Here is a 20,542-nt window from a genome sequence, read left to right on the forward strand (position 1 = left end):
TAGCGAACGAGTGGCTCACTCTTCGCTGGTCCACTCAACCTGCGCACCCAAGCTGCGCAGGTTTTCCACAAAACCCGAATGTGCACGGCGAATCGGCGTGGCGTTACAAATCTTAGAGCGGCCGTTGACACTGAGCGCTGTCAAAGCCACCACTAAAAGCCGGAGCTTGATCGCAGGGTTTCTGGATTTCTGGATTTCTGGGCAGATTTACTGCCAATTGACGGATGTCCTTGAGCCAAACGGCATGCCAATTAGTTCATATACTTTTGTAAAGCGGCATGCCATTGATGCCTCAAGTTAATAACCGTCAGCCAAGGAAAGCCAGCATGCACCATGCATCCATGAACAGAATCTATCGACTCATCTGGAGCCATGTGCACCAGACCTGGGTAATCGTCTCGGAACGTACCAAGGGCAAGGGCAAGGCGACCAGTCGCAAGCTCATCGCCAGCGCCTTGCTGGCCGCCACGCATATTGCCATGGCGGCACCGACCGGCGGCCAAGTGACGGCCGGCAGCGGCAGCGTCAGCCAGAGCGGCACCACCACCACGGTGACGCAATCGAGCCAGAACCTGTCGCTGAGCTGGAGCTCCTTCAACACCACCAGCAATGAAACGGTCAATTTCATCCAGCCATCCACCAGCTCGATTGCAGTCAACCGCATCAGCGACACCAGTGCCACCCAGTTCTACGGCCAGCTCAATGCCAACGGCCAGGTCTACCTGATCAATCCCAACGGCATCCTGTTTGGTGCCGGATCGCAAATCAACGTCGGTGGCCTGGTGGCATCGACGCTCAATATCAGCGATGCCAGCCTGACCAGCGCAACGCGCAATTTCAGCGGCACCGGTAGTGGCAGCATCATCAATCAAGGCACCATCAATGCTGCCAATGGCGGTTATGTTGCCTTGATCGGCAATACAGTCAGCAACGCGGGCACCATCAATGCGACGGCGGGTGCGGTCGCGCTGGGTGCGGGCAATGATGTCACGCTGTCGTTTTCGGGCGATAGCCTGGTCAAGTTGCAAGTGAACCAGAGTACGCTGAATAATCTGGCCGAAAATGGCGGCCTGATCAAGGCCGACGGCGGCGCGGTATGGCTCTCAGCCGGTGCCAAGGATGCGGTGCTGGCCAGTGTGGTCAATAACACCGGCATTATCGAGGCGCGCAGCGTCCAGAATGTCAATGGCGCCATTGTGCTGGAGGCGGGCAGTGCTGGCTCCGCGACCAATAGCGGCACACTTGCTGCCACCGGTGCCAATGCTGGCGAAACCGGCGGCACCGTGAAGGTGCTTGGCGGCACGGTCAAGCTGGCGGCAGGCAGTGTCATTGATGTGTCTGGCGATAGCGGCGGCGGCACGTCACTGGTCGGAGGGAATTTCCTCGGCACCGGCACCGAGCAAAATGCCAAAAAGACCACGGTCGAAGCCGGCGCCTCGATCAAAGCTGATGCCATCACCACCGGCAATGGCGGCAATGTCGCGGTCTGGTCGGACGGCACCACGCAGTTCAACGGCACCATCACGGCACGCGGCGGCAGCACTTCTGGCAACGGCGGCGAGGTGGAGACCTCAGGCAAGCTCTTGAATATCAAGGCCAGCGCTTCAGTCAATACGGCTGCAACCCATGGCAAGCGCGGAAACTGGCTGCTGGACCCGGATGATATTACGATCGGCGATACCAATATCTGGGGCAATTCCTACGCTATCAATGTCGATACGACTGTTCTGACGAATGCGCTCAATAACGGCAATGTGACCATCAAGACCACCGGGTCTTCGGCCAGTTGCACGGGCACGACGTGTACAGGAACGTCTGGCAATGGCGATATCATCGTTCTTGATAGCATCGGCGCCATTAATAGCACGACCACTAATTGGAACAGCAGCTCTACGCTCACACTGAGTGCCTATCGCGATATTCATTTTAAATATATCAACGGCAACTATACCGGTGGGGCAATCGTGTCCAGTAGCGGCGGGGCCGGGAACGTCGTACTGAGGGCAGACAACAGCGCCACGGGCACAGGCACAGTCATTTTTGATGATTCTAATTACAATTTTGTTATTCTTACCGAGAGTGCAAGCACCGCTTCTATTTATTACAACCCAACCAGCTATCTCACGCCGACGAACTATAGCAACTACGTACTCGCTCAACAATATAATGCCTACATGGCCATCAATGTGACCGGCTCGGCTGCCTCAAAGATTTACGATGGCAGTACGACGGCGACCTTATCTGGCCTGGCTTCCTCGCAGACCTTGCCAAACGGGTTGACGCTTGATACCGGCAGTGCGGTGGGCTTTTTTGCCAACAAGAACGTCGGCACCAACAAAGTTGTGACCATCACTGGCGTTACTGCCTCAGGTAACGGTGCCGCCACCGGCTCGAACAGCGACGGCGCCACTGTCGTCAGCTACAACAACAACGACTACTACATCAACGGTCTCGACAGCAAGACCGCCACCATCACTGCTAAAACCATCAGCGCCAGTGGTGTAACGGCCAACAACAAAACCTATGACGGCACTACGACGGCCACGCTCTCCAACAGCGGTAGTGTCGCCGCCAGCATCATCGGCGGCGACAGCGTCTCAGTTAGCAGCGGCACGGCTACCTTTGACAATGCCAATGCCGGCGTGAGCAAGGTCGTCACCGTTACTGGCCTCAGTCTCAGCGGCACCGATGCCGGTAACTACATCCTGACCCAGCCGACCGGCCTGACGGCCACCATCAACAAGGCCGACCTGACCTTGAGCGGTACCAAGGTCTATGACGGCACCACCTCTGTGGCAGGCAGCACGCTGACGGCCACCGGCGTGGCCGGACAGACCTTCACGGTCAGCGGTTCAGGCGATGCATCCAATCTGTCCAGCAAGAACGTGCAAAGCGGTACGACGCTGGGCAGCATCACCGGCCTCAGCTTGGGTAGCAGCAACAACGGTGGCCTGAGCAGTAATTACAACGTACTGAGCACCAGCGGCAGCAGCTACACCGTGACGGCCAAAGGCATCACGCTGACAGGCATCACGGCCGCCGACAAAACCTACGACGCCACCACGTCGGCCACCCTCAACACCGCCAATGTGGCTTACTCCGGCATGGTCAATGGCGATGATGTTTCGCTGGGTGGCAGTGGGTCCGGCAGCTTTGCGACCAAGGATGTCGGCACCAATAAAACGGTGACGGTATCGGGCTACAGCTTGAGCGGTGCCGATGCGGGCAACTACGTCGTTGCGCAACCGACCGGCCTGACTGCCTCGATCACCAAGGCCAATCTGGTGGTGTCCGGGGTTTCCGGCGTCAATAAAACCTACGATGCCACGACCACCGCCACACTCACTGGTAGTGCGTCTGTGAGTGCTTTGCAGAGCGACGTGGTGTCGGTCACCGGCACCGGTAGCGGCAGCTTCGCCGACGCCAATGCTGGAACCAACAAGACTGTCACCGTCACCGGCTACACGCTGAGTGGAGCCGATGCCAACAACTACAACTTGGTGCAGCCGACCAGCGTGACGGCCACCATCAACAAGGCCGACCTGAGCTTGAGTGGCAGCAAGGTCTATGACGGCACCACCTCTGTGGCGGGCAACACGCTCACGGCTACCGGTGTGGCCGGACAGACCTTCACCATCACCGGTTCAGGCGATGCCTCCAATCTGGCCAGCAAGAATGTACAAAACAGCAGCACACTCGGCAGCACCACCGGTCTGAGTCTGGGTACCAGCAGCAATGGCGGCTTGTCCAGTAACTACAACGTGCTCAGCACCGCTGGCAGCAGCTACAGCGTCACGCCGAAAGGCATCACGCTCACAGGTATTACTGCCGTCGATAAAGTCTATGATGCAACGACCACGGCGACGCTTAACACCGCTAACGTGTCCTACTCCGGCATGATCAACGGCGATACTGTTGCGCTGGGTGGCAGCGGTACCGGCAGCTTTGCGACCAAGGGCGTAGACACGAATAAGGTTGTGACGGTATCGGGCTACACCTTGAGCGGCGCTGACGCCAGCAACTATGTCGTGGCGCAGCCGACCGGCCTGACCGCTAACATTACTAAGGCTGATCTGGTGGTCTCTGGCATTTCAGGTGTGAATAAAACCTATGATGCAACAACTACTGCGACCCTGAGCGGCAGCGCCAGCGTCAGCGCCTTGCTCAGCGACGTTGTTTCAGTCGCTGGTACTGGCACGGGCAGCTTTGCCAACGCCAATGCCGATACGGGTAAGGCCATTACCGTCACCGGCTATACGCTCACCGGCTCCGATGCCGGCAACTACAACGTGGTGCAGCCGACCGGCGTAACTGCTTCCATCAATAAGGCCAACCTGACCCTGAGCGGTACCAAGGTGTATGACGGCACCACCTCTGTGGCGGGCAGCACGCTGACAGCCACCGGTGTGGCCGGACAGACCTTTACCGTCTCCGGCGCAGGTGATGCCTCCAATCTGGCCAGCAAGAACGTGCAAAACAACAGCGCACTGGGCAGCACCACCGGCCTGAGTCTGGGTGCCAGTGGCAATGGCGGCTTGTCCAGTAATTACAACGTGCTGAGCACCTCTGGCAGCAATTACACCGTCACACCAAAAGGAATCACACTCACAGGTATTACCGCCGCTGACAAGGTCTATGATGCAACGACCACGGCCACACTCAATACCACCAACGTGTCCTACTCCGGCATGATCAATGGTGATGATGTTTCGCTGGGTGGCAGCGGTACCGGCAGCTTTGCGACCAAGGGCGTAGACACGAATAAGGTCGTGACGGTATCGGGCTACACCTTGAGCGGCGCCGATGCCAGCAACTACGTCGTTGCGCAACCGACCGGATTGACAGCAACCATTAGCAAGGCTGATCTGTCGCTGACCGGCTTGAGCACTAGCGATAAGGTCTACGACACGACCACCACGGCCACACTGAGCGGCACCGCCAGCCTTTCTGCGGCCTTTGGTAGCGACGTCGTCTCGCTGACTGGTACGGGAACAGGTAACTTCGCGGACAAAAATGTCGGTACCCATAAATCGGTGACAGTCAGCGGCTACACGCTGACCGGCACCGATGCCGGTAACTACAACATTGTTGATCAAAACGCCCTGACCGCGAACATTACGCCTGCATCAATGACGGTCAGTGGCATCACTGCAGCAGATAAGGTTTATGACGGCACCACGTCCGCCACGGTCAGTACCAGCAATGCCACGCTGGCGGGCAGGCTTGGTTCGGATGTGATTACGATTGCATCGACCGGCTTGTTCTCTGACGCTGCCGTTGGTGACGGCAAGACCGTCAATCTGAGCAGCACTTATGGTGGCGCTGATGCTGGCAATTACATCATTACCGGGCAATCGCTCGCCTTCGCCAGCATCACGGCCGTGCCTGTGGTCGTGCCTAGCACGCCGGCGCAGAATACGCCAACGCAGCAGATTCAGAACACGGTAACGCAAGTGCAGTCGACGGTGTTGCCGCCGCAGGCCTCGGCGCAGCCGCAAGTATTGAACCTGTCTTCGACACTGGTGGTGCAGCAGCAGACGGATTCTGGCAGCAGCAGTACCAGTACCTCAAGCAGTAGCAGTAACGCGCAAGCGACCGGTACCGTCGTCAATACCACCACAGGATTTGGCACGCCTGCACCAATGCTGCAAATTCAAAATGGTGGTTTGCAATTGCCGCTCGTCCTCGCCAGCATCACAGAATAATGAAATACATGGTTACCGTATCCAAGCAATCTAAGCAATCTAAGCAAGCTTTTTTGATGAAACCCTTGTTCGCCGCCGTGTTGCTGGCATCCCTTGATGCCTATGCCGCTGGCCCTGAAGTGACACCCAATGCCGGGTCGATCCTGCAACAATTGCAACCGGCAGTTCCCGCTATCGTGCAGCCGGATGTACCAACGCTTGAGGTCAAACCGAGAAGCGATGCCAACTTGCCACCATCGCAGCCGATTCAGGTGAACACACTGCGTATCACTGGCAATACCGCCTTTACCGCGGAAACGCTGCATGCACTGGTTGCCGATCAGGAAGGCAAAAGTCTGACGCTGCCGCAACTCGGTGAGCTGGCCGGGCGCATCACGGCGTACTACCAGAGCCATGGTTTTCCACTGACCCGTGCCATCATTCCGGCGCAGTCAATCACCGAAGGCGTCATCATCATTCAAGTTGTCGAGGCGCACTACGGCAAAGTCCAGCTCAACAACCACAGCGAAGTCAGCGACGCCTTGCTCAATGCCAGCCTGGCACCGCTCAGTGGCGGAGCATTGATTGCCGATGACGAACTCAATCGTGCTTTGCTGCTGCTGTCGGATGTGCCGGGCGTGGGCGTGAATGCGGTCCTTAAACCGGGCGCGGCGGTCGGTACGGCTGACATGGATGTCGAAACACGCTATAACCAGGCGCCACTGGCGAATATCTCTCTGGACAATTACGGTAACCGATATATCGGACGCACGCGCCTGAGCGGCAACCTTAATATCGCCAATCCCTTTCATCACGGCGATACGCTGAGCGCCAACATCATCACCACAGGTGAGGGCATGAACTATGCGCGGGTGGGTTACGACACCTTGCTCAACGGCCAGGGCACCAGGGTCGGTGGCGCTTATTCGGCGTTGCATTACAAGCTAGGCAGCACCGTCAGTGCGCTTGATGCCAACGGCACGGCAGCGGTTGCCAGCCTGTGGGCAAAACATCCATGGATTCGCACCAAGCAGTACAACCTTTATGCGCAATTGCAATACGATGCCAAAAATCTGCGCGATCATGTCGATGTCAGCAACCTGCGCACCGATCGTCATCTGAATAACTGGGTATTGAGCGTCAACGGTGATCTGCGCGACAACCTGTTGGCTGGCGGGATAAGCACGGCTAGCGTTGGCTGGACTAACGGACGCAGCAGTTTTGACGATGCCTCGGCAGCGGCATCTGATGCCACTACCGCGCGCACCAGTGGCGGATTCTCGAAATGGAATGCCAATATTGCCCGATTGCAGGGGCTGACACCGAGAGATTCGCTGTACTTCAACGTCAGTGCACAGTGGGCGGACGGCAATCTTGATTCTGCTGAAAAGATGACTGCCGGCGGTCCATATACCGTCCGTGCTTATGACATCGGCGCTATTTCAGGCGACACCGGTTATGTCAGCACTGTTGAAATGCGCCATGATCTTGGGCCGCTGCCGTTCGGGAAATGGCAGGTGCTGGCCTTTATTGACAGCGCTTATGTCAAAGTCAACCGCCGTCCATGGACCACGGCCGAAAACAGCGCAACCTTGTCCGGTGCTGGTGTCGGCTTGAACTGGACCGGCCCCGACCAGTGGCGCGCGAGTGCTTCTGTGGCAACGCGTCTGGGGGCTGTGTCTTCATTGTTGAGTCAACAGTCGTCGGTGCGTGCCTGGCTGGTCGCGAGTAAGGCTTTTTGATGGCCCGAACGGTAAGCAAAAAAGCATCTAGCCAATGTAGGATCTAGACCAGAAGCTATTTATTAAATAGCATCAAAGAGGCTCACTCTTCGCTGGTCCACTCCACCTGCGCGCCCAGGCTGCGCAGGTTTTCCACAAAACCCGGGTGCGCGCGACGAATCGGCGTGGCGTTACGAATCTCGGAGCGGCCGTTGACGCTGGCGGCCACCATGAACAGCGCAATCGCCACCCGGATGATGTAAGGGCTCTCGACCACCGCAGGTGACAGTGGGCTGCCGCCAAAGCTGACGATGCGGTGCGGGTCCGACTGGTACACATGGGCGCCAAATTTGGAGAGCTCGGTGGTCCAGCCCATGGCGCCGTCGTAGACCTTGTTCCAGAACATCGCATTACCCTGGGCCTTCACGCCCAGAGCGATGAAGATCGGCAGCAGGTCAACTGGAAAGTACGGCCAGGGCGCGGCCTCGACCTTGGTCAACACATTGCTGGTGAAGGGGGTCTGCACGCGCAAAGCACCCGGGCAGTCGGCGCGCGACCAGCCGTCTTCATGCGTGATGTCCACGCCGAACTTGGCAAAGGTGCGGTCGATTAGCGGAAAGTTTTCGGGCGCGCTGTTGCGCACCACCACGTCGCCACCGGTGATCGCACCCAGCGCCAGAAAGGTGGTGATCTCGTGGAAGTCTTCGTCGAAGCGGAACTCGCCGCCACCGAGCTTGGCGCTGCCGTGTACCGTGACCCGCGAGGTGCCCACGCCGTCGATGCGCACGCCGATCATCTGCATGAAGCGGCAGAACTCCTGCACATGCGGCTCGGAGGCCGCATTCGTCAACGTCGAGACACCGCTGGCGGTGGCTGCGCACAGCACGAAGTTCTCGGTGGTGGTGACGGAGGCGTAGTCCAGCCAGTGGTTGGTGGGCGTCAGCTGGCCGTGGCAACGCACCAGCAGCGAGCCTGCGCTGCGTTCCACCTGGCCGCCAAACTGGCGGAACACGTCGATGTGCGGATCGATCTCGCGCACGCCCAGAGTGCAGCCCTTGACGTTGTCTTCCAGCCGGGCCACACCAAAGCGCGCCAGCAGCGGCGGCACCAGCATGATGGACGAGCGCATTTCTTCCGGCAGCCGGTGTTGGGCGGCGTCGAAGACGGTGGCGCGGTGGTGCAGCGCCAGCGTGCCTGTCGCAAAGTCCATCTGCACCTCGCTGCCGAGCAGGCGGAAGATGTCCAGAATCTTGCGCACATCGGTGATGTCGGGCACGCCCAGCAGACGCAGCGGCTCATAACTCAGCAGGGTGGCGCAGAGCACCGGCAGCACAGCATTTTTGTTGGCAGAAGGGGTGACGCGGCCGCGCAAAGGCGTGCCGCCGTGGACGATGAGATTGGACATGGGAGAGGCGTCAATAAGGGTCGGCAATTATCCATGCGCGGGGGGCTTGCCAGCGTAACCAAAGCGTAGCCAGCCGCCAGTGTGTTTACATGCGAAAAATGCCTGTAGCCCTTATGGAATATGCGCAGGTAGCTATTTTTTGTGTAACAAATGAGGCAACATTTCGTCACTTGTTATCGCTTGCGACTGCGCCCTTGGGGTGAGGTTACTGCCAGCAGCAAGTTGTTATGGTCTTCGGGTTTGTCGCAGACCCTGGTTGCGATCATCCTGCCCTGATGGATGGCAGGCGGCGTGCCGCTTTTTTACAGCGTCAAAGTGCCAGCCCAACGGTCGGCATAGCCGTCCGCCGGAGCGAAGGGGTATGCTTATTTATGTCCCCGAACAGCAAGAACTTCGTGATATCGAGCGTTTGACATTCCGCTCACAGCCTCGCGTGCAAAGCGATGGTCCTCGCCTTCTGGGAAGGAGAGAGTCGGCCTCTGGCTACTAGGTCCAAACTGAATGCTGACCGGTAGCCCGACAGTTTCTCCGTAGGCTGCAACTTCATTGGAAAGCAGTCCCGAAGCTGGCGGTTCTGCTGATCCGTCTACTTCGTAGATTCCTAGGTATCGATTGAAAACGGGCCAATCAACTTCTACCCATACACCCCAGCCGTAGTAGCCCGACTGGTCGATGAAGTCGATTGGTAACACGCATCGAATGAAGTACCTCTCCTCCATTTGACACAGGTCGCTAGTCCACTGGGCACGCTGATCGCGCTCAGACTCAGGAATTGCCCAGACGACGTCCGGCAACGTGAACGCTGTGTCAGTAGACAGGCCACCGTGCGACTGTCCGCAAACAGAACAAATGAAGGATTCGGCTGAGTTGGTCATGAGCCATGAAGCAATGTAGTAGGCAGAAAAATCTGCGAATTAAAAAAGCTACTGCGGTAACCGGGCAAATATCCAGGTAGAGAAATTCCGCCAAACTCGCCGAGCGAGCACACCAATCTTAGCCGCCGAACGCGCGCCTGTCGCACATCAAACAGATGAAATCAGCACAAGACGCTAGCCACTGGATATCAAGCTGCACACCGCTTTTCCACCCGCCATCACCCCCGCACACGCCCCTCCGGTATCACTAGCGGTGTCCCCGACACCGGGTCTTCGATGATGCGACACGGCAGGTCAAACACCTGCTCGACCAACTCTGCCGTGATGATGTCGCCCGGCACACCCTGGGCAATGAGTTGGCCCTGGCGCAGCACCACCAGATGGTCGGCGTACCGGCAGGCGTGGTTCAGGTCATGTAACACGGCCACCAGGGTGCGGCCCTGGTGGCGGTTCAGGTCGCGAAACAGCTCCAGCAGGTCGATCTGGTGCGACAGATCCAGGTAGGTGGTGGGTTCGTCAAGCAGCAGCAGCTGTGTGTCCTGCGCCAGCACCATCGCCACCCAGACACGCTGGCGCTGACCGCCTGAGAGTTCATCGACCAGACGGTCCGCCAAGTCTTCGATGGCGGTGGCGCACAGTGCCTGGGCGACGATGTGGTCGTCCTGCGCGGTCCAGCCACCAAACAGGCTTTGGTGCGGATGCCGTCCGCGTGCCACCAGTTCGGCCACACGGATCCCTTCGGGTGCCGTTGCTGTTTGGGGCAGCAGGCCCAGCCGGCGTGCCACCTCACGCGTGGGGTAGCTGCCGATCAAGGCGCCGTCCAATAAAACCTGACCCGCCTGGGGTGTCCGTAACCGCGCCAAGGCTTTGAGCAAGGTGGATTTGCCACAGGCGTTGGGGCCGACGATGACGGTGAACTTGCCGTCGGGAATGTCAACGCTCAGGTGTTCGGCCACGCGGGTCGGGCCGTAGGCCAGCGTCAGGTCGTGTGCCCGCAGGCGGGAGGTGGGTAAGGCGTGCATAGGATTCTTAACTGTTCAAAGCGGCTCTTTGGCCTGCACCCCGTGGGAACGGCTGTGCGCCCTGCAAACCGGGTGGCGAAAACACGCGGCGTGTTGCTTGGGTTGCGTCATTGCTCTCGCCGCCATTCGCGGGCCAGCAGGTAAACCAGGTAGGCACCACCCAGCGCGCTGGTGACGAGGCCGACCGGGATTTGGAACGGCGCCAGCATCAGCCGCGCCAGCAAATCTGCGCTGGCACACAACACGGCGCCCATCAGGGCAGCGCTCCACAGGCCAATGCCTGGCGACTGGCACAGGCGGCGCGCAAGTTGCGGCGCGGCCAGGGCAATAAAACCAATCGGGCCAGCGCAGGCAATGGCCAATGCCGTCAGGCCCACCGCCACCAAGCTCAGATAGGTGTGGCTGCGAACAACATTCAAGCCCAGACTGGTCGCCAGTTCGTCACCCATTTCCAAAAGGCGCAGGCGCGGGTTCAGCAACCAGGCCAGGGGCAACAACACGACACAGCCCAGACCCAGGCGCTGCGCCTGCAGCCAACCGCTGCCTTGCAAGCTGCCATGCAGCCACATCTTGGCCGCCAAGGCCTGGTCCAGCTCAGCGCGGGTCAGCAGAAAATCATTCACAGAAGCCAACATGGCGGCGATGGCCAGGCCAATCAGCACCAGCCGCTGCCCGTGTATACCTTGCTGCAGGCTGAACAGATACACCAGCATCACCGTGGCCAGACCACCCACCAGCGCACCGAGTGGCACGTTCAGCGCCTGGTCGCCCAGCCACAAAATCGTCACCAACGCGCCGGTGGCCGAGCCAGTGGTCAGCCCGATGATGTCGGGGCTGGCCAGCGGATTGCGCGACAGGCTTTGGAAGATGGCGCCAGCGGTGGCCAGCGCCGCGCCTGCACCCAGTGCAACCAGAGCACGCGGCAGGCGCAGGTCCAGCAGTACCATACGACCCATGTCGTCGCCACCGCCCCACAAGGTGGCGAAAAATCGGCCCCAAGACAGCTCAAAGCTGCCCAAGCGCAGGCCCAACAGGCTCACAGCCATCCCGGCAAGCAACAACAAACAAAGAACAAGGCGTGTGCGCCGGTGCGCCAGTTCGGCCCAGATGCCACCACTGAGTTTGAGGTTCATACCGAGCGCCCTCGGCTGCGCTGCACCAGCGCCAGCAACACGGGGGCACCGATGAAGGCGGTGACGATGCCAACCTCGATCTCGCTGGGCACGGCGATGAGTCGACCCACAATGTCGCTGCCCAACACCAGCACGGGGCCAGCCAGCAGGCCATAGGGCAAGATCCAGCGCCAGTGCGGTCCAACCACCAATCGCACCGCATGCGGTATCACCAGGCCCACAAACGCAATCGGCCCGGCCGCTGCCGTGGCCGCGCCACACAACAAAGCGATCGCCACAAAACTCCAGATGCGCACCGGTTTGAGCCGCAGCCCCAGGGCCTGACCAAATTCGTCACCCAGCGCGATGGCATCCAGCGCACGCGCCTGCCACAGGGCGATGCCGATGCCAACCAACACCAGAGGCAACATCGGCCACAACACATCGGCATTGCGCCCGTCCAGCGCACCGACCACCCAGAAACGGTAAGCGTCAAAGGTGTTGCTGTCGAACAAGGTGATGATGCCGGTGCACGAGGCCAAACACGCGCTGATGGCCATGCCAGCCAGCAACAGCCGCACCCGCTGCGCACTTGGCGCCGCACCACTGCTGAGCACATAAACACCCACCGCCGCCAGCATCGCGCCCAACATCGCAAAACCAACGTAGCCCAGGTAGTTGCCGATACCCAACACCGACATGGCCAGCACCACCGCCAGCGCGGCACCTGCGTTGATGCCCAACAGACCCGGGTCGGCCAAGGGGTTGCGCGTCAGCGCCTGCATCAGGCCTCCGGCGACGCCCAGGGCCGCCCCCACGACCACACCCAGCGCGGTGCGCGGCAGACGCATGTGCCAGACGATGGCCGACGCCACACTGTCATCCGGCTGCCACAGTAGTTGCCACAGTTGACCGACGGGAATAGGACGCGAGCCCAGCGACACACTGGCCAGGACAAGAGCAAGCAATGCGGCCAAGAGCAACAACAAACCCAATCCCCGCGCCGCGCGACGGGCCGGGGTGGCATCAGGAAAGGTGCTCATGAGCGGGGTACGACCGAGAGGGTGATCCGTGCCAACGTGTCCAGCACGGTGCGTGCTGCCAGCGGGCCGGCGTTGAGGTAGAACGGGTCCAGCGCCACACGCACCGCATGGCCTTGCGCGGCACCGCGCAGGCGTGGCCACAGCGGTGAGCCGGTCAGGCTGGAGAGCGATTTGTCGCGGGCAGCGTAGAAGATCCAGTCGGCATCGGCTTGGTCCAGCAGTTCAGCGCTGATGTCTTGTGAATTGCCTGCAAAACGCTGACTGGCTGGGCGCAACAGGCCCGCGTCTTCGGCGATGCTGCCCGCAAAAGAGCGCACACCCATGATGCGGTTGCGCACCGCATTGGCCTGCACAAATGACACGCTGGGGGCGCTTGCCGCCAGCCATTGCCGGGCCAGCGCAACCGTGTCCGCATGGTAGCGAGCCAACCAGGCGCGGGCGGCATCGGTACGACCCAGCGCGTCGGCCAGCAGCAAGAAGTCGATCTTCCAGTTGACACCATTGCCGCGCGTCACAACAGTGGGTGCGATGCGCTGGTAGAGGGCTTGCATCTGCGGCGTCAGCATGGCTTTGTTGACCAGGATGAGATCGGGGCGCAGGGCGGCCAGTACTTCCAGGTCGGGCGCGCTACGCACACCCAGGTCCGTGGTCTGGCGCATCTCCGCCTGCTGGGTCGCAAAACCTGCTTCCAGGTAAGGCGCATACAGCCTGCCCTGGTCGTCGCGGGTGGTGCCCACTGGCACCAAGCCAAGTGTTAACAAGCCGTCGTTTTGCCCTGTAGACAACACCGCCACCCGCAACGGGCGCTGCAATAGGGTGGTCTTGCCAACGTGATGCACCACCGTGCGCGGAAACACACCATTCGCCAGACCACTGCCCAAACTAGCGGCCAGCTTGCGAGGTGCCGCGGGCGACGCGGGCTTAACCAGGGAGGCGTCAGCAGCGAAAGCACCACGGTCGGCCAACGCCGTAAAAAGCAGGGCCAGAGCCATGCGGCGGCGGCAAAAGTACATCGGGACAGGGAATCGTTGCAAATAAGAATTAATTGTAATAAGTAAAAATGCGCCTTCATGTCTCCGGGCCTATGAGGCGGACTGACCAAGCCGATGGTGCTGCGAACTACCGTCCCACCCCGACTTGGACGGCTCAGTCAACAGCTGCATTGGGCTGCTCATGAGTGAGATGTGAAATGGGCAATGCCACACAACAATTGACCATGACATCGGACGCAACACCTGTAGACCTGACTTACCATGCATGCGCATTTGCGCCACACCCCTTGTTACAAGCTGACCTTTGCCGCCCTGCTACAGGGTTTGCAAAACCACGTTGGCGCCGGACATCACACCGCTCTTTCCTGACTTTTTATGCTGATTCGACTCAAACACTTCTGGCTGTCCCGTGCGGGCAACACACGCGGGGTACTGCTGGTCATGCTGGCGATGTTGTGCTGGTCGGTGCTCGATGCCTGCAACAAACACCTGATGGCCCAGGGTTTGGCGCCTAAAGAGGTGCTGTTTCTACAGGCGACCACGGTGCTGCTGATGGTGTCGCCCTGGGTGCTGTGGACACGCGGCAAGGTAGTGGCCACCCGCCATCCGCAAATGCACCTGCTGCGCGCCGGCTTCATCGTGACCTCGGCCTGGTGCGCGGCCTGGGCGGTGTCACACCTGCCGCTGGCCGAGGCCAGCGCTTATTTGATGACCGGCAGCCTGTTCATGCTGCCGCTGGGCGTGTGGCTGCTAGGCGAGCGGCCACACTGGCTGCGCTGGCTCGGTGTGGCAGTCGGTTTTGGTGGGGTGTTAACCATCCTGCAACCGGGTGCGGGCATGCTGCGGTGGGCGGCGCTGGTGGCCATGTTTGGTGCGTTGATGGAGGCGATGCTTGGGGTGGTGCTCAAAAAATACTCCGGCAAGGAGCATCCGATCGCGATCCTGGTCTGGAGCCAGACCGCCTGCTGGCTGTGTTTTGGTGTCATGAGTGGCTTCAACCTGCCTGATCTGCCCATGGCAAGCTGGGTCTTGTTACCCGTCATTGGCTTGACCTCGTCGGGCATTTACCTGGCTTACTTTTTTGCCTACCGCGCAGGCGACGCCTCAGCGGTGGAGGCTGGCAGTTTTTCGATGTTGCTGTTCAGCCCGGCGCTGGGCTACCTGGTGTTTGCAGAGCAACCAGACATGTCGTTCTGGCTCGGTGCAGGTTTGCTGGTGTGTGGCATTGCGTTGGTGATCATTGAACCCGAGGGACACGCCCATTGAGGTGGACCGCCCCCTGCTGGTGCAAGCCGCCACTAACCCCCTGACTGGTAGAAATTCAAGGCGCTGCTGACCGAGGCGGATGACAAACTCGCGTACTGCTGCGCGGCTTTGAGCAAAGCACTTTGCTGCAGCTGCAGGATCGATGATTTGCTGCTGAGCGCACTCATCGAGTTGCTGATGCGGCCATCACTGGCCAGCTCTTTTCCAGCCGCTTTGTCCACCAGCTGCCCCAGCTTGGCCAGTGTGCCCTGGACACTGCCGGGAGAGTCCTTGAAAGCCGCCTCAAACTTGGCGGTATCAAGCTTCAAGCTGCCATCACTGGCTTTGGTGAAACCCATTTGCCGCAAGGCACTGACCCTGGAAAAGTCGGCCGTCATGGCACGTGTCATGCCACGGCTGATGGTGCTCACACCGCTGCTGTCGGCGGCGGCCTTCTGGGTAGAGCTCAGCATGCTGTTGAAGTCGCTGACAAAGGCTGTCAGCGCTTTTTTCACCTCATCGCTGGTGCTGCTGTCCTTCAAGTTGCTCAAGCTTTTGGCCGAGGTCTGCACCACAGACACCGAGGCCTTGAACTTGCCCAGAGTCGAGAGGTTCGCGGTGGCGGTGTCGAGTTGCGTCTTCAGCTTGGCCGTGGACTTGGTGATGCTGGCGCTGATCGGGTTGGCAGCGGCCGCAGCCTGTGTGGTCGTCTGGCTGATGGTGGTAGCACTCGAGCTGCGTGCACTCAATGTCTGACTGATGTTCATGTCTTCCCGCTTCTCAAACTGGCTGACTGAGCCGTTCATGTCGTGCAGAAATTGTCCCCATACCGCGACCAGACTAAGCTGGAAGTTGCGCGCCAAAGGCCTGCCAATTCAGGCTCTTGCTCACACTGACAACAGCTCAGTCCGACCATCCCCCGGGCCCAGCCACCATCTTTTGACTTGCCTCAACATCTGTTGCAATCGCCCGCACATTCCACGGTTTCTGGCTGTTTTTGTGAGCCGCCGGAGCGATACTTTCAACCGGAGGCTCAGAGCGCTCCACGCAGGCTTGGCGATTCGTTGGGCAAGCCGTTCGACAAGAGGACAAAGACATGACGACTGGTGGAAAAACCAAACTGCACCTGGAAGTCTTGCGCGAAATGCGCAGCCGTGCGGTACTCGGTGGTGGTCAGAAACGCATCGATCAACAACACGCCCGCGGCAAACTCACCGCCCGCGAACGTCTGGGCCTGTTGCTCGACGAAGGTTCCTTCCAGGAATTCGGTGCACTCTCCACCCATGATTTCAGCGCCTTTGGCCTGGATCAGCAACGTTTTCCGGGTGACGGTATCGTCACCGGGTTTGGTAAGGTCAACGGTCGCCGGGTCGCCGTGTTTGCCCAGGACTTCACCGTGATGGGCGGCTCGTTCTCCGAAGTCCAGTCCCAGAAAATCAGCCGCATCCAGGACCTGGCGCTGCAGGCAGGTATCCCGGTGATCGGCCTCAACGACTCCGGCGGCGCCCGCATCCAGGAGGGTGTGCGCAGCCTGGCCGCCTACGGCGAGGTGTTTGTCCGCAACGTGATGGCCTCAGGGGTGATCCCGCAGATCTCGGTCATTCTGGGCCCCTGCGCCGGTGGTGCGGTGTATTCACCGGCCTTGACCGACTTTGTCATCATGGCAGGTGAAAGTTATATGTTCCTGACCGGGCCGGAAGTGATCAAAGCGGTCACCGGTGAACAGGTCACGGCACAGGATCTGGGTGGCTCGGAGGTGCACATCGGGCGCAGCGGCGTGGCTCATCTGGCCGCCGACACCGAGGTTGAAGGCCTGGCGATGACCAAGCTGCTGCTGAGTTATCTGCCGCAGAACAACAACGAGGAGCCACCCCATGTCACACCGGAAGATCCGGTCAACCGCATGGACGAGGCGCTCAACACATTGATTCCGGATGGCGAGAACAACCCCTATGACATCAGGGACGCCATTGAGGCGGTGTTTGATCAGGACAGCTTCTTTGAAATCCAGGCCGCGTATGCCGCCAATGCGGTGATCGGGTTCGCCCGGCTCGATGGCTACTCCATCGGTGTGGTGGCCAACCAGCCGGCCTTCATGTCCGGTGCATTGAACATCGATGCCAGCGACAAGATTGCGCGCTTCATCCGCGTCTGTGACGCGTTCAATGTGCCGATAGTGACCTTTGTCGACTGTCCCGGTTTCCTGCCCGGAACCGGCCAGGAATACGACGGCATCATCCGCCACGGCGCCAAGATCATTTACGCCTACTGCGAGGCCACCGTGCCCAAAATCTCCATCGTCACCCGCAAGGCGATGGGGGGCGCCTACGTGGCCATGGGGTCCAAGCAGATGCGCAATGACATCACTTTTGCCTGGCCGTCCGCCCAGATTGCAGTGATGGGAGCCGGTGCCGCCGTCAACGTGCTGTTTCGCGAAGAGATCAAGAAGGCGGCCGACCCCGCAGCACGAGAGAAAGAATTGCTGGAGGAATACCGCGAGAAGTTCTTCAACCCCTACCGTGCTGCCGATGTGGGGCAGATTGATGAGGTCATTGAGCCACGCGAGACACGTCCCCGGCTGATCCGGGCACTGGAAGTGTTACGCACAAAGGTGCAACAGAACCCACCCAAGAAACACGGTCTTTGCCCAGTCTGATCAAGGGGAGCTTGCTATGGAAAATTTAGCATGGGGACTGCAGATGACCGTCCTGGGCATGGGACTGGTGTTTGCCTTGCTGGGGCTGTTGTGGGGCCTCTTGACACTGGTGCTGGTGCTCGACAAAGAGCCGGTGACCAAGGTGTCCGCTGAAACATCCAACGCCTTGGCCGAGCGTATCGCCGCCGTGGCTGAAGAAGCGGTGGGTGCCCAGGTGCCCGAACGTCCCTCCGTCAACGGCCTGCCAGCCGATCTGGTCGCGGCGATCCTGGTGGCCACCATGAAGCACAAACTGACCTTGCGGCGCCAGGCGGCACCGGTCATGCGCAGCAATTGGCCTGGCAGTCAACTGTTCGCCAGCCGGTGGGTCACCGCTGGTCGGGCACAGCAAAACCATTCCTGGCAACCGAGAGGAAAATAATGCGACGCTATTCGTTGGATATCAGTGGTCGAAACTTTGTGGTCGACGTACAAGAAGTCGCCATGGACCGTTTCGAGGTGGTGGTCGGGGACGCCTCCTATGAAGTCACCCTGTCGGGTGACGAGAACCTGTCCGGTGCGGTCATCACACCTGGATTACATCCCGGCCAGGGGGCAACTGGTAGCGCCGCCAACAGTGTGGCCAAGGTGCGCAAGGCACCGGCAGACACACCTGCGGCATCACCCGCCACACGCCCGGCGGCCAGCAGTGGTGGCGGCAAGAACGCGGTCTCAGCCCCTATGCCAGGCACGATCCTGGAGGTCAACGTCAAAGCGGGTGACACGCTGGAACGGGGCCAGCAAGTGGCCATTCTGGATGCCATGAAAATGCACAACGTGATCGGTGCACCACGTGCTGGTGTGGTGGCCGAGGTCTGTGTGGCTGCGCAGCAGAATGTCAACCACGGTGACGTCATCATCCGGCTCCAGGAGAAATGAGTGATGATTGACCAAGAAACGATCACCTTGCTGCTCAAGGGGGTGACGCACGTCACCTGGCAGTCCACGGTGATGATCTGCGTGTCGTTCGTCTTGATGTACCTGGCCATCGTCAAGGACTACGAACCCCTGCTGCTGCTGCCCATCGCTGCGGGCTGCCTGCTGGCCAACCTGCCGCTATCTCCCCTGATCGCCGAGGATGGCATGCTCAAGGTGCTCTACAACATGGGCATCACCAACGAAATGTTTCCGCTGCTGATCTTCATCGGCATCGGTGCCTTGACCGACTTTGGTCCGCTGCTGGAGAACCCGCGTCTGGTGCTGCTGGGTGCGGCTGGCCAGTTCGGTATTTTCCTGACCCTGATCCTGGCCCTGGTGATGGGTTTCACGCCCCCGGAGGCCGCCTCCATCGGCATCATCGGCGCGATTGATGGCCCGACCTCCATCTATGTGAGCGGCATCCTGGCGCCGCACATGCTCGGGCCGATCACGGTGGCCGCTTACAGCTACATGTCACTGGTGCCGATCATCCTGCCGCCCATCATCAAGCTGCTGACCTCGCAAAAGGAACGCCTGATCCGCATGCCCTACAGCTCACGCAAGATCAGCCGTCGCACCCGCATCCTGTTTCCGGTGGTGGTCACCGTGCTGGTGGGCACCCTGGTGCCGTTTGCCACGCCGCTGATCGGCATGCTGATGCTGGGCAACCTGATGAAGGAGTCGGGAGCCGTCGAGCGGCTGACCAAGGCTTCTGCCAGCGAAATTGCCAACGCCGTGACCCTGTTCCTGGGCTTGGCCATTGGCTCCACCATGGTGGGCTCCGAGTTCCTGAAAGCCAGCACACTGGCCATTCTGGTGCTCGGCATCATCGCCTTTGCGGTGGATGCCGCCGCCGGGGTGATGTTCGCCAAGCTGCTCAACTGGGTCAGTGGTGGCAAGGTCAACCCGATGATTGGTGCAGCTGGAATCAGCGCCTTCCCGATGGCGGCACGGGTGGTGCAACGGGTGGCCCAAGATGAAGACTTCGAGAATTTTCTGTTGATGCACGCCATGGGTGCCAACGCCGCTGGCCAGGTCGCTAGCGTGGTGGCCGGTGGTGTGTTGCTGGCCCTGATGGGAGCCGGTGGCTGACGCCCCAGCGCCCCGGTATAGAGCGAAAGCTCAGGCCGCCTTGGCGCGGGAGCGCCAGGCGCCCACCAGCACAAACAGCCCCGGCACCAGGATCATCGCCCAGATGATCTTGTCCAGATGCAGCTTGACCCACGGGATGTTGCCAAAGAAGTAACCCACGGTGACGATGCCACCGACCCACAAGGTACCACCCAGCACATCAAACAAGGTGAAGCGGCTGCGTTTCATCTGCGCCACACCGGCGACAAAGGGCGCAAAAGTGCGCAGAAACGGCATAAAACGCGCCGCCACAATGGTGATGCCGCCGTACTTCTCGTAGAACGCGTGGGCCTGGTTGAAAGCCTGTTTGTTGAACCAGCGTGAGTCTTCCCAGCCAAACACCTTGGGGCCGAAGTAACGGCCAATGGTGTAATTGGATTGGTTGCCCAGAATCGCCGCCGCCAGCAGCAAGGCCACTGTCAGGGGGTAACTCATCAGCCCCACACCACACATGGCGCCCACCACAAACAGCAGCGAGTCACCCGGCAAAAACGGCATGACCACCACGCCGGTCTCGACAAAAATGATCAGGAACAGCAGCGCGTAAACCCAGGCGCCATAGGTTTGCACAAACACCTCCAGGTGTTTGTCGACATGCAGGATGAAATCAATCAGGGTCAAGAGGATGTCCATGGGCAGGATTATCCCTGCCTGCCATGACGGGCCAGCGCATCTAGGGGTTCTGGCTAACCCGGCTGG

The 20,542-nt window shown here is 60.0% G+C and carries 15 protein-coding genes; 7 read left to right on the top strand and 8 right to left on the bottom strand.

Going from position 1 to position 20,542, the window contains the following annotated elements; all coding sequences use genetic code 11:
* Positions 1-341 precede the first annotated feature (341 nt).
* Both KKO72_RS01045 and KKO72_RS01050 read left to right on the top strand, forming a co-directional pair.
* Entirely contained in the window at positions 342-5,705 is a 5,364-nt protein-coding gene (locus KKO72_RS01045) for a YDG domain-containing protein (RefSeq protein ID WP_214934546.1), read from the top strand.
* Positions 5,705-7,426 carry a ShlB/FhaC/HecB family hemolysin secretion/activation protein gene (locus tag KKO72_RS01050; protein WP_251140365.1) on the top strand — a complete coding sequence of 574 codons (1,722 nt, stop codon included), beginning with the start codon at positions 5,705-5,707 and terminating at the stop codon, positions 7,424-7,426. Before KKO72_RS01045 ends, KKO72_RS01050 begins: the two co-directional genes overlap by 1 nt.
* An 82-nt stretch (positions 7,427-7,508) precedes the next feature.
* Here KKO72_RS01050 and KKO72_RS01055 read toward each other — a convergent pair whose 3' ends face one another.
* The 6 genes from KKO72_RS01055 to KKO72_RS01080 all read right to left on the bottom strand — a co-directional run bounded on the left by KKO72_RS01055 (position 7,509) and on the right by KKO72_RS01080 (position 13,854).
* A complete protein-coding gene (locus KKO72_RS01055; protein ID WP_214934549.1) occupies positions 7,509-8,810 on the bottom strand; it encodes a UDP-N-acetylglucosamine 1-carboxyvinyltransferase in 1,302 nt (433 codons plus the stop codon).
* Between the two features lie 365 nt (positions 8,811-9,175).
* Positions 9,176-9,685 carry a DUF2199 domain-containing protein gene (locus KKO72_RS21330; RefSeq protein ID WP_214934551.1) on the bottom strand — a complete coding sequence of 170 codons (510 nt, stop codon included), beginning with the start codon at positions 9,683-9,685 and terminating at the stop codon, positions 9,176-9,178.
* Positions 9,686-9,903: 218 nt separating this feature from the next.
* Positions 9,904-10,707 (bottom strand): ABC transporter ATP-binding protein, encoded by an 804-nt coding sequence (locus KKO72_RS01065; RefSeq protein ID WP_214934553.1) that lies wholly within the window; start codon positions 10,705-10,707, stop codon positions 9,904-9,906.
* 107 nt (positions 10,708-10,814) lie between these two features.
* Complete coding sequence (locus KKO72_RS01070; RefSeq protein ID WP_214934555.1) at positions 10,815-11,840, bottom strand: iron chelate uptake ABC transporter family permease subunit; 1,026 nt, start codon at positions 11,838-11,840, stop codon at positions 10,815-10,817.
* Positions 11,837-12,862 (bottom strand): iron ABC transporter permease, encoded by a 1,026-nt coding sequence (locus KKO72_RS01075; protein WP_214934557.1) that lies wholly within the window; start codon positions 12,860-12,862, stop codon positions 11,837-11,839. The genes KKO72_RS01070 and KKO72_RS01075 overlap by 4 nt, the downstream gene beginning before the upstream one ends.
* On the bottom strand, positions 12,859-13,854 hold the full coding sequence (locus tag KKO72_RS01080; RefSeq protein WP_214934559.1) for an iron-siderophore ABC transporter substrate-binding protein: 996 nt from the start codon (positions 13,852-13,854) through the stop codon (positions 12,859-12,861). The genes KKO72_RS01075 and KKO72_RS01080 overlap by 4 nt, the downstream gene beginning before the upstream one ends.
* 375 nt (positions 13,855-14,229) lie before the next feature.
* Between KKO72_RS01080 and KKO72_RS01085 the strand changes: the two genes are divergently transcribed.
* Positions 14,230-15,120, top strand: a complete 891-nt coding sequence (locus tag KKO72_RS01085) for a DMT family transporter (RefSeq protein ID WP_214934561.1) — start codon at positions 14,230-14,232, stop codon at positions 15,118-15,120.
* 32 nt (positions 15,121-15,152) lie between these two features.
* Here the strand turns inward: KKO72_RS01085 and fliD are convergent, their stop codons facing one another.
* Positions 15,153-15,905: a flagellar filament capping protein FliD gene (gene fliD, locus KKO72_RS01090; RefSeq protein ID WP_214934565.1), complete on the bottom strand. Its 753-nt coding sequence runs from the start codon at positions 15,903-15,905 to the stop codon at positions 15,153-15,155.
* A 290-nt stretch (positions 15,906-16,195) separates the two neighbouring features.
* On the opposite strand from fliD, the gene KKO72_RS01095 reads away from it, so the two are divergent.
* Genes KKO72_RS01095 through KKO72_RS01110 form a run of 4 tightly spaced genes read left to right on the top strand, consistent with a single transcriptional unit; the run spans position 16,196 to position 19,804 of the window.
* On the top strand, positions 16,196-17,755 hold the full coding sequence (locus KKO72_RS01095; RefSeq protein WP_214934568.1) for an acyl-CoA carboxylase subunit beta: 1,560 nt from the start codon (positions 16,196-16,198) through the stop codon (positions 17,753-17,755).
* A 16-nt stretch (positions 17,756-17,771) separates the two neighbouring features.
* Entirely contained in the window at positions 17,772-18,176 is a 405-nt protein-coding gene (locus KKO72_RS01100) for an OadG family transporter subunit (protein WP_078365956.1), read from the top strand.
* Complete coding sequence (locus KKO72_RS01105) at positions 18,176-18,673, top strand: biotin/lipoyl-containing protein (RefSeq protein ID WP_214934570.1); 498 nt, start codon at positions 18,176-18,178, stop codon at positions 18,671-18,673. Before KKO72_RS01100 ends, KKO72_RS01105 begins: the two co-directional genes overlap by 1 nt.
* 3 nt (positions 18,674-18,676) lie before the next feature.
* The gene (locus tag KKO72_RS01110; RefSeq protein ID WP_214934573.1) at positions 18,677-19,804 is read left to right on the top strand and encodes a sodium ion-translocating decarboxylase subunit beta; all 1,128 of its coding nucleotides are present in this window, start codon (positions 18,677-18,679) and stop codon (positions 19,802-19,804) included.
* Positions 19,805-19,834: 30 nt separating this feature from the next.
* On the opposite strand, the gene KKO72_RS01115 is transcribed toward KKO72_RS01110, so the two are convergent.
* A complete protein-coding gene (locus KKO72_RS01115) occupies positions 19,835-20,476 on the bottom strand; it encodes a VTT domain-containing protein (protein ID WP_214934576.1) in 642 nt (213 codons plus the stop codon).
* Positions 20,477-20,542: the final 66 nt, after the last annotated feature.

Origin of the sequence: Rhodoferax sp. U11-2br (assembly GCF_018619435.1) — a bacterium.
Taxonomy (GTDB): domain Bacteria; phylum Pseudomonadota; class Gammaproteobacteria; order Burkholderiales; family Burkholderiaceae_C; genus Rhodoferax.